The organism is Xanthomonas bonasiae, assembly GCF_017163705.1.
GTDB lineage: Bacteria > Pseudomonadota > Gammaproteobacteria > Xanthomonadales > Xanthomonadaceae > Xanthomonas_A > Xanthomonas_A bonasiae.
In genome coordinates, this window is record NZ_JAFIWB010000035.1 from 1 (window position 1) to 14150 (window position 14150).

11 protein-coding genes and 1 tRNA gene are annotated in these 14150 nt (G+C 70.3%); 1 reads left to right on the forward strand and 11 read right to left on the reverse strand.

The genetic code is table 11. From position 1 onward, the window contains the following. Positions 1 to 296: 296 nt before the first annotated feature. Genes panC through pcnB form a run of 4 tightly spaced genes read right to left on the reverse strand, consistent with a single transcriptional unit; the run spans position 297 to position 3835 of the window. Entirely contained in the window at positions 297 to 1136 is an 840-nt protein-coding gene (gene panC / locus JR064_RS20840; protein WP_206231006.1) for a pantoate--beta-alanine ligase, read from the reverse strand. After that, the gene (panB, locus tag JR064_RS20845) at positions 1133 to 1951 is read right to left on the reverse strand and encodes a 3-methyl-2-oxobutanoate hydroxymethyltransferase (RefSeq protein WP_206231007.1); all 819 of its coding nucleotides are present in this window, start codon (positions 1949 to 1951) and stop codon (positions 1133 to 1135) included. Before panB ends, panC begins: the two co-directional genes overlap by 4 nt. Before the next feature lie 31 nt (positions 1952 to 1982). After that, a complete protein-coding gene (folK, locus tag JR064_RS20850) occupies positions 1983 to 2495 on the reverse strand; it encodes a 2-amino-4-hydroxy-6-hydroxymethyldihydropteridine diphosphokinase (protein WP_179564257.1) in 513 nt (170 codons plus the stop codon). Then, a complete protein-coding gene (gene pcnB, locus JR064_RS20855; protein ID WP_237651029.1) occupies positions 2492 to 3835 on the reverse strand; it encodes a polynucleotide adenylyltransferase PcnB in 1344 nt (447 codons plus the stop codon). Before pcnB ends, folK begins: the two co-directional genes overlap by 4 nt. A gap of 103 nt (positions 3836 to 3938) precedes the next feature. Here pcnB and JR064_RS20860 point away from each other — a divergent pair. Next, positions 3939 to 4013, forward strand: a tRNA-Glu gene (locus tag JR064_RS20860). 86 nt (positions 4014 to 4099) lie between these two features. Here the strand turns inward: JR064_RS20860 and JR064_RS20865 are convergent. The 7 genes from JR064_RS20865 to JR064_RS20895 form a co-directional block, all read right to left on the reverse strand. Then, the gene (locus JR064_RS20865; RefSeq protein ID WP_206231008.1) at positions 4100 to 4660 is read right to left on the reverse strand and encodes a gamma carbonic anhydrase family protein; all 561 of its coding nucleotides are present in this window, start codon (positions 4658 to 4660) and stop codon (positions 4100 to 4102) included. Further along, positions 4657 to 5604, reverse strand: coding sequence for a GTP cyclohydrolase FolE2 (gene folE2, locus JR064_RS20870; protein WP_206231023.1), 948 nt, complete (start codon positions 5602 to 5604; stop codon positions 4657 to 4659). The genes JR064_RS20865 and folE2 overlap by 4 nt, the downstream gene beginning before the upstream one ends. 74 nt (positions 5605 to 5678) lie before the next feature. Further along, positions 5679 to 6845: an N-acetylmuramoyl-L-alanine amidase gene (locus JR064_RS20875; protein ID WP_206231009.1), complete on the reverse strand. Its 1167-nt coding sequence runs from the start codon at positions 6843 to 6845 to the stop codon at positions 5679 to 5681. 364 nt (positions 6846 to 7209) lie between these two features. After that, positions 7210 to 8637: a sugar porter family MFS transporter gene (locus JR064_RS20880; protein WP_191826995.1), complete on the reverse strand. Its 1428-nt coding sequence runs from the start codon at positions 8635 to 8637 to the stop codon at positions 7210 to 7212. A gap of 90 nt (positions 8638 to 8727) precedes the next feature. Next, positions 8728 to 10068 carry a xylose isomerase gene (gene xylA, locus JR064_RS20885; RefSeq protein ID WP_206231010.1) on the reverse strand — a complete coding sequence of 447 codons (1341 nt, stop codon included), beginning with the start codon at positions 10066 to 10068 and terminating at the stop codon, positions 8728 to 8730. A gap of 39 nt (positions 10069 to 10107) precedes the next feature. Continuing rightward, on the reverse strand, positions 10108 to 11601 hold the full coding sequence (xylB, locus tag JR064_RS20890) for a xylulokinase (protein WP_191826964.1): 1494 nt from the start codon (positions 11599 to 11601) through the stop codon (positions 10108 to 10110). Next, positions 11598 to 13985, reverse strand: a complete 2388-nt coding sequence (locus JR064_RS20895; RefSeq protein ID WP_206231011.1) for a glycosyl hydrolase family 95 catalytic domain-containing protein — start codon at positions 13983 to 13985, stop codon at positions 11598 to 11600. The genes xylB and JR064_RS20895 overlap by 4 nt, the downstream gene beginning before the upstream one ends. Positions 13986 to 14150 lie beyond the last annotated feature (165 nt).

Below are 14150 nucleotides of genomic sequence, written 5' to 3' on the forward strand. Positions count from 1 at the left end.
GAAGCCCCTCCTACAGTGCACCCGACCGACTCGCCGCAAGCCCCTGCAGGAGCGGCTTCAGCCGCGACGAACGAAGCGGCAGGCCTGACGGCTTCGCACACAGTCGGGGCTGAAGCCCCTCCTACAGTGCACCCGGCCGGCTCACCGCAAGCCCGTGTGGGAGCGACTTCAGTCGCGACAAGCGAAGTGGCGAGGCTAACGACTTCGGACAGGGTCGGAAACGAAGTTCCTCCCACAATCCACCCAGTTGCCTGACCGCGATTCCCGCTGGGAGCGACCGCCATCGGCTACCGCGCTCAGAACTCCAGATTGTCGATCAACCGGGTCCGCCCCAGGCGCGCGGCGATCAAGGCCACGCGCGGGCCGTCCTGGTCGTGCGGCTCGCTCAGGTCGGGCAGGCGCAGCACGGTGTAGTCGACCTCGAAGCCGACCTCCTGCAACTGCCTGGTCGCCGCCGCCTCGATCGCGGCGCGCGGCTGCCCGGCGACATGCCCGTCGCGCATCGCCAGCAGGGTCTGGCGGATCTGCGCCGCGCGCGGCCGCTCTTCGGCCGTCAGGTACTGGTTGCGCGAGCTCATCGCCAGGCCGTCGGCCTCGCGCACGATGCCGCCGCCCAGGATCTCGATCGGGAACGCCAGGTCGGCGACCATCTGCCGGATCACCGCCAGTTGCTGGTAGTCCTTCTTGCCGAACGCGGCCAGGTCCGGCTGCACCTGGTTGAACAGGCGCGCGACAACAGTGCACACGCCGTCGAAATGCCCCGGCCGGCAGGCGCCTTCCAGCACTTCGCTGACGCCGGGCGTGTGCATGCGCAGCGCCAGCTCCACGCCCAGCGGGTACATGCTCTCCACCGTCGGCAGCCACAGCACGTCGCAGCCGGCGCCTTCCAGGCCGCTGGTGTCGGCCTCGGGGGTGCGCGGGTAGCGGGTGAAGTCCTCGTTCGGGCCGAACTGGGTCGGGTTGACGAACACGCTGGACACCACCCGGTCGGCGTACTGCCGGGCCAGCATCACCAGCGAGAAATGCCCGGCATGCAGGTTGCCCATGGTCGGCACGAAGGCCACGCGCAGGCCCTGCCGCTTCCAGCCGGAAACGACGGCGCGCAGCCGGGCCAGGTCGGTGATGGTTTCGATCATTTGGCGTAGGCGTGTTCGGCGTCGGGGAAGGTACCGGCGCGCACGGCGTCGGCGTAGGCGCGCACGGCGCCGGCGATGGAGCCGCCTTCGGCCAGGAAATCCTTGACGAAGCGCGGCCGCCGGTGGCCGCTGTCCAGGCCCAGGAAGTCGTGCAGCACCAGCACCTGGCCGTCGCAGTCGGGGCCGGCGCCGATGCCGATGGTGGGGATGTCGATCGCCGCGGTGATCCGCGCGGCCAGCGGCGACGGCACGCATTCCAGCACCAGCAGCGCGGCGCCGGCCGCAGCCACCGCCTTGGCGTCGGCGAGCAGCTTGGCCGCGGCGGCTTCCTCGCGGCCCTGGATCTTGTAGCCGCCGAAGGTCAGCACCGACTGCGGGGTCAGGCCCAGGTGCGAACACACCGGGATGTCGCGCTCGCTGAGGAAGCGGATCACCTCCAGCTTGTGCCCGGCGCCCTCCAGCTTGACCATCTCCGCGCCGGCCTGCAGCAGCCGGGTCGATGCGTCCAGCGCGCGCTCGGGGGTGGCGTCGGACTGGAACGGCAGGTCGGCCACCAGCAGCGCGCGCTGCAGCACCCGTGCCACCGCGGCGGTGTGGTAGACGATGTCGTCCACGGTCACCGGCAGGGTCGAATCATGGCCCTGCACCACCATGCCCAGCGAATCGCCGATCAGGATCAGGTCCACGCCGTTGGCGTCGAACGCGCGCGCGAAGCCGGCATCGTAGGCGGTCAGCATCACCAGTTTCTGCTGGCGGCGCTTGGCCTCGGCCAGGGCGGGAACGGTCCAGGGCTTGCTGTCGGCGTGGCTGCTCATAAGCTCATGCGGTGCGGTGATAAGCCGGGCATTATCTACCGATTGCCACGATCCCGTCGGTTTCGATGCGGTCGCGTATGTCACGCACCGTTCCATGGCCGGGGATGCTCGCCTCGGCGGCGATCTCGGCCAACGGCAGCAAGGCGAAGCCGCGCTGGTGCAGGTGCGGGTGCGGCACCTGCAGCCCGGGCAGGTCGATCACCGCGTCGCCGTACAAAAGCAGGTCCAGGTCCAGGGTGCGCGGGCCCCAGCGCTCGCCGGGCGCGCGCTGGCGGCCGTGGCGGGCTTCCAGCGCCAGCAGCGCCTGCAGCAGCTCCAACGCCGGCAGCGCGGTGCTCAGCACGGCCGCGGCATTGATGAAGTCCGGCTGCGCCTGGTTGCCCCAGGCCGGGCTGCGGTACAGCTGCGAGGCGCGCAGCAGGCGCGTGTGCGGCAGGGTGTCCAGCTCGGCGATGGCCGCGCGCAGGGTCGCGACCGCATCGCCGAGGTTGCCGCCCAGGCCGATGCAGGCCTGCACCGGCGCCGGACCAGGCGAGGCGCTCACTCGGCCGGTGCGGCGGCATCCGGACGCCGGCGCCGGCGCCGGCGGCGCTTGGGGGTTTCCTCGCTGTCGGCCGGGGCCATCGCCACCTCGTCGCCGACGTAGTCGATCTCCGGATCGAAGCCGCGCGGCGGCGGCGCGTAGCCGGGCTGCTGCTGCAGCTCGCGCCAATAGGCGATGTCGGCCTCGTGCTCGGCCGAGGCCGACTGGCGCAGGATCAGGAAATCGAATGCGGCGCGGAAGCGCGGATGCGACAGCGTGCGCACCACCCGCTTCTTCTGGCGCGAGGTGAAGCGCGACTGCAGCAGCCAGATCTCCTGCATCGGCAGCGAGAAGCGCCGCGGCAGCGCGACCGTGCTCAGCTGGTGCAGGGTCACCCGGTCGGCGGCGCGGCGCTGCGCCTCCTCCAGCTGCATGCCCTGCTTCTGCAGCGCCATCAGCGCGCGGCAGTAGGCCGGCCACAGCAGCAGCGCGAACAGGAACGCCGGCGACACCGGCTCGTCGTTGGCCACCCGCGCATCGGTGTTGCGCAGGCCTTCGATCAGCATCCGCCGCAGCGCGCCGCTGCGGTTGGAATGGAGCGCCGCGGCGCTTTCCGGGAACAGCGCGGCGAGCAGGCCGTAGCGCTCCAGGCCTTCGAAGCTGGCCACGCCGTCGCCGGACAGGAACAGCTTGAGCACTTCCTCGAACAGCCGTGCCGGCGCCGCTTCGGCCAGCAGCCCGGCCAGGCGCGGGATCGGTTCGGCGGTGCTCGGCTCGATCTCGAAGTCCAGCTTGGCGGCCAGGCGCACCGCGCGCAGCATGCGCACCGGGTCTTCGCGATAGCGCTGCTCGGGGTCGCCGATCATGCGCATCAGCCGCGCCTGCACGTCGGCGAAGCCGCCGGTGTAGTCGCGCACCGAGAAATCCTCGATCGCGTAGTACAACGCGTTGCAGGTGAAGTCGCGGCGTACGGCGTCGTCCTCGATGCTGCCGTAGACGTTGTCGCGGACCAGCCGGCCGTTGTCGAGCTCGCGGTCGCCGCTGCCGTCGTCGACGTTGGCGCGGAACGTGGCCACTTCGATGATCTCGCGGCCGTAGACCACGTGCGCCAGACGGAAGCGGCGGCCGATCAGGCGGCAGTTGCGGAACAGCTGCTTGACCTGTTCGGGGGTGGCGTCGGTGGCGACGTCGAAGTCCTTGGGCTGCAGCTCGACCAGCAGGTCGCGGACCGCGCCGCCGACCAGGTACGCGCCGAAGCCGGCTTCGCGCAGCCGGTACAGCACGCGCAACGCATTGGGACTGATGTCCTTGCGCGAGACGTTGTGCTGATCGCGCGGGATCAGTTGCAGGGTGAACGGCACAGGAACTGGCGGATTGATGATGGCGCTTCCGTATCGAGTTGCGGGATTGCCGCCGGGCGGCTAGCCCCATATACTAGCGCCCTGCAATCGATGCGACCAACCTGCTCCCTTCGTCTAATGGTTAGGACGTGGCCCTCTCAAGGCTAAAACAGGGGTTCGAGCCCCCTAGGGAGCACCATGGCCGCCTCGCCTGCAGCGAAAACCACAAAAGCCCCGCCCTGGCGGGGCTTTTGCGTTGTGGGGCCGGCCCCGCACCGGGTGCGCTCACCACTGGTTGCGCAGGCGCCGGTAGCCCTCGACCAGGCGGATGTTGGTCGCGGCCACCTCCTCGGAGAATTCGCTGGCCGCGACGCTGACCCGCGCGATCTTCGACAGGTCGGTGCGCGGCCCGATGCGCTCGGTCGAGGGCACGTAGAACCCCGGCGGCAGATCGCAGCCGTCGACCACGGCGTTGTGCCGGACCACGCAGCCGTCGCCGACCTCGCAATTGAACAGCACGCTGTTGAAGCCGATGAACACGCGCTCGCCGACCGTGCACGGCCCGTGCACGATGGCGCGGTGCGCGATCGAGGTGCGCGCGCCGATCAGCACCGCCGCGCCGGCCTTGGAGTGGATCACCACCCCGTCCTGGATATTGGCGTAGGCGCCGATGTGGATCGGCTCGATATCGCCGTCGGCGGTGGTCTCGTCGGCGCGGATCACCGCATACGGGCCGATGAACACGTGCGCGGCGACCACGACCCGCCCGCACAGGATGGCGGTGGGATCGACGAACGCGCTCTCGTCGACCACCGGCAGGTCGCCGCGCGGATTGCAGCGGATCATCGGGCGCCCTCGCCCGCCGCGAACGGGTCCGGATCGCCATATCCGCGCTCGGGAGCCCCGGCCTCGGCCACCGCGTCGTGCGGGTGCAGGCTCTCCAGGTGCCGCACCTGCACCCGCACGCTCTGGTAGCGCGCACCCAGCGCCTGCTGCAGGCGCCGCGCGGCGTCCTCCACGTACATCAGGTTGGCGCCGTTGAGGCGGGCGAAGGCCTGTTCGTCGGCGCGCCGCACCGCGGCCTGCACCGGCGTGGCCAGGGCCTGCTCGGCCAGCGCGATCAGTGCGTCCAGGTCGAAGCGCACCGCGCGCGGCGACACCGCCACGCGCAGCGTGGCGATGCTGCGCTGGCTGTGCGGGGTGGCATGGCTGCCGTGCCGCAGCAGCCAGTCCGCCACGGCCTCGCGCTGCAGCGACGGCTGCCCGGCATGCTGCTGCAGGAACGCCGCACTGAGCAATTGCCGGGCCAGCGCCGCCGAACACGGGCAGGTGGAGGAATAGACCACCTCCACCCCGACCTCGATGCGCACGCTGGCGCCGCGCAGCAGCGCGTCGATCCGCAACGGATACGCCTTCCAGCCGGCCAGGCCTTCGCTGCGCAGCGCCGGGCTGCGCCGCAGCAGGGACAGGCGCAAGCCGACCCGCGCCGCGGTGGAGGCGCAGTCGGCATGGCTGTGCACCATCGCGTGCAGCAGTTGCGCCAGCCGCGACGGCGACAGCGGCTGCCGCGCATGCTCGTCCAGCAGCCGGTACAGCCGCGACATGTGGATGCCCTTGACCTGCGCCGCCGGCAGATCGACATGCAGCGCCGCCTGCGCCGGCAGCGGCTCGGTGTCGGCCGTGTCGCACAGGCGGACCGGCAAGGCGATGCCGTCCATGCCGACCCAGTGCAGCGGCGCGACGATCGTGGACGGTTCGCTGCTCGCGACGTCGGGCAACGGCGGTGGAATCGGCAGGTTCATCGGATTGGCAAGGCCAGCAAAGGGAAAGGAATGCAGCGGCGGCGCCATGCGCCGGCAGCGGCTCAGGCATGCACCGGAAACGCCTGGAAATAGTCGTCGATGCCCAACTGCAGCGACTGCGCCAGTTCCTCCTGGTGGCGGTCGCTGACCAGGCGGCGGCAATCGTCGGCGTTGCTCATGAAGCCGGTCTCCACCAGCAACGACGGAATGTCCGGCGATTTGAGCACCGCGAAGCCGGCCTGGCCGACATCGCCCTGGTGCAGCCGGGTGACCTGCTGCAGGCGCCCGAGCATGTGCTTGCCGAACTGCAGGCTGGTGGCGATGGTGCCGCTCATCGACAGGTCCACCAGCACCTTCGACAGCACCGGGTCCTTCTGCCGCAGATAGCGCTCGGCGACGTTGCCGTACTGGTCGGCGCTGTTCTCGCTGTCGGCGATCCAGCGCGCCAGCGCCGAGCTGGCGCCGGTCTCCGACAGCGCATACACCGAAGCGCCCTGCGCGCTGCGGTTGGGCGCCGCATCGGCATGGATCGACACGAACAGATCGGCCTTGCGCTGGTGCGCGATCACCACCCGCTCGTGCAGCGGCACGAAACGGTCGTCGCTGCGGATCAGGGTCGGCCGGTAGCGCGGGTCGGCCTGCAGCGCGTGGTACAGGCGCCCGGCCACGGCCATCGCCACGTGCTTTTCGTAGCGGGCATCGGCGCTGACCGCGCCCGGGTCCTTGCCGCCATGGCCGGCATCGATGGCGACCACGCGCGGCCGCGACGGCCTCGCGATCGCGGTGCGCGGCGACACGACGAGCGCGGCAACGGGCGCGGCAGCCGCGGCGTCGGCCGGTCCGAGATCGAGCAGCAACCGTGGCGACACCCCCGCATCGGTGTCCCAGTGCGCGCTGGCGGTGACCGGCCGGCGCAGGTCCAGCACGATGCGCAGGCCATCGGCCTGCGCCCCGCTGCGGATCGCGGCGACCACCGCGTCGGGTTCCGGCAGCAGGATCGGCGGCGCCGGCGCGGCGATCCCCGGCAGATCGATCACCAGCCGCTCCGGATCGGACAGCGCGAACACCCGGTAGTCCACCGTCGCGTCGAGCTGCAGGCGCAAACGCAGGCGCCCGTCATCGGTTTCCAGGTGGCCGCCGGTCAGCCTGGGCGGCGATCCGGCGCGTGCCCAGGCCGGCGCCAGCAGCAGTGCGGTGCCCGCCATCCCCAGCCATTCGCGCCGATTCATGCGCGGCCTCGCCTTGGCGCGGAGCGGAAATCGCGGATGTAGCCGGAGCCGAACCGAAAGTCGCGACCAGACACTGCAATGCTCCACGGCAAAATGTTACTAAGTAACATATCGCGGACGCAGTGCGACCGCCATCGCATTGCGACCGGCAGTCAGCTGGCAGACGGGATGGTGCTTGCCGGCACAGGCCTGCAACTGCGAGCGCGCTGCTGCCGGGCAAGTGCAGACGGTCTTTCCGGCGCGGCCACTAGGAGGGCGATGGCGCCGCGGCGTAACCGCAGGCGATGCCGCACTGCCGGCGATCGCGCCGGGCGCGGCGCCGCGTGCGCCGGCGCGGCCGCATGGGCCGCGCCGGCGACAGCGCTCAGCCCTGCATCTGCTCCAGTTCGCGGCCCTTGGTCTCGTACACGTACTTGAGCACGAAGAACACCGAGACGAACGCGGCCACGGTGTAGATGCCGTAGGCGCCTGCCAGGCCGATGCTGCCCAGCAGGATCGGGAACGAGACGGTGATGGCGAAGTTCGAGGTCCACTGCGCCGCGCCCGCCACCGCCAGGCCGGAGCCGCGGATCTGGTTGGGGAACATTTCGCCCAGCATCACCCACATCACCGGGCCCCAGGACATGTTGAAGAAGATCACGTAGACGTTGGCCGCGACCAGCGCCAGCCGGCCCATGCCCGGCGACATCGCCAGCTTGCCCGCCGCGTCCAGCGAGGCGCTGGCGAAGGCCAGGGTGACCAGCGCCAGCGACACCGCCATGCCGGCCGAACCGATCCAGAGCAAGGGTTTGCGCCCGATCTTGTCGATCAGCATCACCGTGATCAGGCAGGCGCCGATGCTCAGCGCGCCGGACAGCACGTTGATCAACAACGAATCGCTTTCGGAGAAGCCCACCGCCTGCCACAGCACCGCGCCGTAGTAGAACACCACGTTGATGCCGACCAGTTGCTGGAAGGTGGCCAAGCCGATGCCGATCCACACGATCGGACGCACCTTGCCGGTAACCTTGCTGACCAGGTCCGACAGCTTCGGCTTGTGCTGATCCGCGGCCAGCGAGGCGGAGATCTCGGTCAGCTTGGCCTGCGCCTCGCGCGGGCCGTAGAGCTTGGTCAGCACCGCCAGCGCGTCCTCGCGGCGGCCCTTGACCACCAGGTAGCGCGGGCTTTCCGGGATCGCCAGCAACAGCAGCAGGAACAGCAGCGACGGGAACGCCTGCATCCAGAACATCCAGCGCCACGCGGCCTGGCCCAGCCACAGCGGCTCGGTCGAGGCGCTGGCCAGCTTGACCAGCACGTAGTTGCTCAGGAACGCGGTGAACAGGCCGCTGATGATGGCGATCTGCTGCACCGTGGCCAGGCGCCCGCGATAGCGCGCCGGCGCGACCTCGGCGATGTAGGCCGGCGACATCACGCTGGCCGCGCCGACCGCGAAGCCGCCCATGACCCGCGCGAAGACGAAGAACGCGGAGCTGTGCGAAGCGCCGGCGCCGAGCGCCGACAGCAGGAACAGCACCGCGGAGATGATCAGCACCGCACGGCGACCGAGGCGATCGGCCAGCCAGCCGGCGAAGAACGCGCCGATCGCGCAGCCCAGCAGCATCGAGGCGACCTCGAAGCCGGTGCCGGCGGCGCTGGAATGGAAGGTCTGCTTGAGACCGTCGACGGTGCCGTTGATCACGCCGCTGTCGAAGCCGAACAGGAAGCCGCCGATGGTGGCGACGCAACTGATGAGGATGATGAGGCGCGTGTTCTCGCCTGCGCCATGGGCGCGGTCTAGGGATACGCTGGACATTGAGTCACCTGGTGTCGTGCAGAAAGGAAGCCGGCCATCGGGGGAGGACAGCACGGCCGGCGGCAAGGGTGCCGCCGGCCGTCGCGCGCATCAGCGGATCAGGTACTGGTTGATCAGGTTCTCGTAGGCTTCCTGGCGGCCGCTGACCTGCTTGGGCGCGCCGGCCTTGGCCGCGTGCGCCGCCAGGTCCGCCAGCGTGCTGCTGCCGGCCGCGAACGCCGCGCCGGCGCCGCTGTCGAAGCTGCTGTAGCGCTCGGCGCGCCACTGCTCCAGCGGCGAGGCCGTCAACAGCGCATGGGCCACTTCCAGCCCGCGCGCGAACGCGTCCATGCCGCCGATGTGCGCCAGGAACAGATCCTGCGGATCGGACGACTCGCGCCGCACCTTGGCGTCGAAGTTCAGCCCGCCCGGCGCCAGCCCGCCCTGGCGCAGCACCACCAGCATCGCCCCGACCGTGTCGTACAGGTCGGTCGGGAACTGGTCGGTGTCCCAGCCGTTCTGCGGGTTGCCGCGGTTGGCGTCGATGCTGCCCAGCAACCCGGCATCGCTGGCGACCTGCAGGTCGTGCTCGAAGCTGTGGCCCGACAGCGTGGCGTGGTTGGCCTCGATGTTGAGCTTGAAATCCTGGTCCAGGCCGTGCTGGCGCAGGAAGCCGATCACCGTGGCGCTGTCGAAGTCGTACTGGTGCTTCATCGGCTCCATCGGCTTGGGCTCGATCAGGAAATTGCCGGTGAAGCCGATGCTGCGGCCGTAGTCGCGGGCGATGGTCAGAAAGCGCGCCATGTTGTCCTGCTCGCGCTTCATCTGCGTGTTGTGCAGGCTGGCATAGCCTTCGCGGCCGCCCCAGAACACGTAGTTCTCCCCGCCCAGCTCGACCGTGGCCTCCAGCGCCGCCTTGACCTGCACCGCCGCGCGCGCGACCACGTCGAAGTCGGGATTGGTCGAGGCGCCGTTCATGTAGCGCGGATGCGAGAACAGGTTGGCGGTGCCCCACAACAGCTTGATGCCGGTGTCGGCCTGGCGCTGCTTGGCGATGCCGACCATGTGCTTGAGGTTCTTCTCGTACTGGCCGACCTCGTCGGCGTCCGGCGCCAGGTCGATATCGTGGAAGCAGTAGTACGGCACGCCGAGCTTGGTGAAGAACTCGAACGCCGCATCGGCCTTGGCCTCGGCGCGGCCCAACGCGTCGTTGCCGGCGTCCCACGGATAGGCGCGCGTGCCCGGGCCGAACGGATCGGCGCCGTTGCCGCAGAAGCTGTGCCAGTACGCCACCGCGAAGCGCAGGTGCTCGGCCATGGTCTTGTCGCCGATGCGCTTGTTCGCGTCGTAGACCTTGAAGGCGAGCGGGTTGTCCGAGGCCTTGCCTTCGAACGCGATGCGGCCGATGCCCGGGAAGTATTCCTTGGCGCCGATGTAGACGGAGTTGCTCATGACGAAGTCCTGGTGTGCGTTTGCGGGGGAAAAAGTGGATCAGCCGGCGTAGAGCGGGCCAATGGCGTGCAAGTGCTTCAAGAAGGTCTGGTAGTGCGCCTGGTACTGCGCGCCGCGTTGCGGATCGGGCTGCGCCGACAGCGTCGCCTCGTCCTGCTGGTGCTGCAGCACGACCTCGGCCAGGCTGGCCTGGTCGCCCTGCGCGTGGCCGTCGGCCCACAGCGCCTGCAGCGCGGCGCCGAACGCGGCCCCCTCCGCCTGCGCCGGCACGTGCACCGGCAAGCCGAACAGGTCGGCGATCAGCTGCCGCCAGCCGGCGCTCTTGCTGCCGCCGCCGGTGACGTAGATCGAATCGAACGCCAGCCCGGCATCGACGAAGGCGTCGAAGCCGTTGCGCAGGCTGTAGGTGGCGCCTTCCATCGCCGCGCGGTAGAAATGCGCCGGCGTGGTGTTGTGCAGGTCCATGCCGGTCATGCAGCCGCGCGCGGCCGGCAGGTTCGGGGTGCGCTCGCCGTTGAAGAACGGCAGCAACACCAGCCCGCCGGCGCCGGGCGCGGTGGCCTCGAGCAAGGCCTCGCCCTGCCCGGTCTTGATCCCGAACAGGCGCGAGATGGTCTCGGTGGCCACGGTGCAGTTCATCGTGCAGATCAACGGCAGCCAGCCGCCGCTGGACGAGCAGAACGCGGCCCAGCGCGCGGCATCGTCGACCACCGGACGATCGGCGTACGCGAACAGCGTGCCGGAGGTGCCCAGGCTCATCGTCAGCCGTCCCGGCACCACGTTGCCAGTGCCGATCGCGGCCATCATGTTGTCGCCGCCGCCGGTGGCCACGCGCACGTCGCGCGGCAGGCCCAGGGTCTGCGCCGCGGCCGCGGACAGAACGAAGGTGGTCTCGGTCGGCACCAGCGGCGGCAGCGCCGCAGCCAGGTCGCGCTGCGGATCGATCGCCTGCAGCAGCGGCGCCGACCACTGCCGGGTGCGCACGTCCAGCCAGCCGCTGCCGGAGGCGTCGCCGAACTCGGTGTAGCGCTCGCCGGTGAGCCAGAAATTGACGTAGTCGTGCGGCAGCAGCACCGAGGTCATCGCGGTGTAGGCGTCGCTGCGGTGCTTGCGCGTCCACGGCAGCTTGGAGGCGGTGTAGCCGGCCAGGATCGGGTTGCCGGCCAGCTCCACGCAGCGCTGTTCGCCGCCGGCGGCCTGCATGATCTCCTCGCACTCCAGCTGGGTGCTGGTGTCGCACCACAGCTTGACCGGTGCGGTGACCTGCCCTTGCGCATCCACCGGCACGAAGCCGTGCTGCTGCCCGGACACCGAAATCGCGCGCACCTGCGCACGCTGCTCGGCGGTCAGCGCGGCGAAGCAGGCGACGATGCCGTCGATCCACCACTGCGCCTGCTGCTCGCGGGTGCCGTCGTCGCGGCTGATCAGTTCCAGCGCATGGCCGTGCGTGGCGACCACGCGGCGGCTGTCCGCATCGTAGGCCAGCAGCTTGACGCTCTGCGTGCCCACGTCCAGGCCGATGTACAGACTCATTGCCGCACCAGCCGATCGTCGTGCAAACCCAGTTCCATCGTCGCTCCAGGAGAAAGATCGGCGGTCAGGGTCTGCCCGCCGTAAACCAAAGTGTAGTGCCCGCCACGCTCGCTGCTCAGTCGCGCATGCTGCAGGCGGCCATCGCGCCAGGCCAGATCGACGCCGGCCGCGCCGCGCACGCGCAACCCGCGCACCTGCCCCTGCGGCCAGGCCTGCGGCAGCGCCGGCAACAGCCAGATGCTGTCGCCCCAACTCTGCAGCAGCATTTCGGTGATGCCGGCGGTGCCGCCGAAGTTGCCGTCGATCTGGAACGGCGGATGCGCGTCGAACAGGTTCGGATAGGTACGCTCGGGCGCCAGCAGCATCGCCAGAATACGATGCGCGTGCTCGCCGTCGTGCAGTCGCGCCCACAGGTTCAGGCGCCAGCCGAGGCCCCAGCCGGTAGCGCTATCACCGCGGATCTGCAGCGAGCGCCGCGCCGCGGCGGCCAACTCGGGGGTGTCGCGCAGGTTGATCTGGCTGGACGGATGCAGCGCATACAGATGCGAGACGTGGCGATGGTGGATTTCCGGGGCCTGCATGTCCCAGTCCTGCTGCCACTCCTGCAGCTGCCCGGCGTCGCCGATGCGGTCCGGCGGCAGCTGCGCGCGCAACGCCGCCAGGCGCTCGCCGAAGGCCGCGTCCACGCCCAGCAAGCGGCCCATTTTGATGCACTGCGCAAAAAGATCGCGCAACAATTGCGCATCCATCGCCGGGCCGGCGCACAGCGCGGCGCCGAACGGATGCCGGTTCTCCGGCGACATCGATGGGTTGGTCACCATCGCGCCGGTCTGCGGATCGCGCACCAGGGTGGCGACGAAGAACTCGGCCGCGCCCTTGAACAGCGGATAGATGCGCTGCAGGTAGGCGCGATCGCGGCCGTAGTCCCAGCGGTCCCACAGCTGTTGCAGCAGCCAGACGCCGCCCATCGGCCACAGGCTCCACTTCACCCCGTCGACCGGCCCGGCCTGGCGCCACAGGTCGGTGTTGTTGTGCACCACCCAGCCTGGCGCGGCGTACATCGCCCGCGCGGTGCGGGCGCCGGTTTCGGCGAGATCGAACAGCATGGCTTCCAGCGGTTCCACGCATTCGTGCAGCGCGTTGGCCTCGCTGGGCCAGTAGTTCATCTCGGTGTTGATGTTGACCGTGTATTTGCTCTCCCACGGCGGCTGCATCAGGTCGTTCCAGACGCCTTGCAGGTTGGCCGGCTGGCTGCCCGGCCGCGAGCTGCTGATCAGCAGGTAACGGCCGTACTGGTGGTAGAGCGCGGCCAGTGCCGGATCGTTGCCGTCGGCGTAGCGTTGCACGCGCTCGTCGGTAGGCAGCTGCGCGGCAGCGCTGCCGCCCAGGTCGATCGCCACCCGGCGGAACAGGCGCCGGTGTTCGGCCAGATGCCGCTGCAGCAACTGCGCATAGGGCAGCGCCGCCGCCTTGCGCAGTTGCGCGGCGCTGAGCGCCAGCGGATCGCCGCCGACGTCGTCGTAGCGCCGGTAGCTGGTGGCCGCGGTCAGCAGCAGCACCACCTCGTCGGCGCCTTCGATGCGGATCCGCCCGCGCTCGATGCGGGTCTGGCCGCCAGTGGCCTGCGGCAGCACGCGCAACGCGAAGCGCAGTCCCCCCTCGATGCCGGCGAAACCGGCGTTGCGCCCGGCAAACAGCAACGCGCCCTGCTCTTCGGTGACCTCGCCGGCCTGCGGGCTGTCGATGCCGATGCGCAGCGAGATGCGGCCGGGGTGATCGCAGGACAGGCGCACCACGATGCACTGTTCGGTCGGCGAGACGAACACCTGGCGGACATGCGTGGCGTCGCCCGAGACAAAGCGGGTGCTGGCCACCGCCGTGTCCAGATCGAGTTCGCGCCGATAGCCGTCGATGCCGTCGGCACGGTCGTAGTCGAGCAGCAGGTCGGCCAGCGGCTGGTACGGCATCTGCTTGCGCGGGCGCGACAGCATCGTCGCGTCGGCCAATGCCTCGGCCTCGGCATAGCGGCCGGCGAAGATCAGTGCGCGCACCTGCGGCAACGCCGCCAACGCCTCCGGCGAGGTCGCATCGTAGGGCTGGCCCGCATACAGCGTGTCTTCGTTCAACTGCAGGCGCTCGTGGGCGATGCCGCCCCAGACCATCGCACCGAGCCGGCCGTTGCCGAGCGGCAGCGCCTCCACCCATTGCGTGGCCGGGCGCGGATACCACAGCTGCAGCGCGGCAGGTTCGGCGGCGGTCGCCGGTACCGGCACGCGCGCGGCACCGGCATCGGCAGCGAGCGCAGCGCCCGGCACGGCGAGACCGGCGACCAGGCCGCCGCCGATCGCCTTGCACAGCTCGCGGCGGGTCAGCGCGATGCTCACTTTGCGTCCCCGCCCGCATGCGGCGGACGCCAGCGCCGCCACGCGCTGCGGGTGCAGGCCGCCCGCGCGCACCGGACCCGGACCGAATCCGGGCGCGCAGCGGCACCGCTCGTGCCGCAAACGCGCCGCAGCGCCGCCCGCGTCACGCCGCCGCCCATGCCCGGG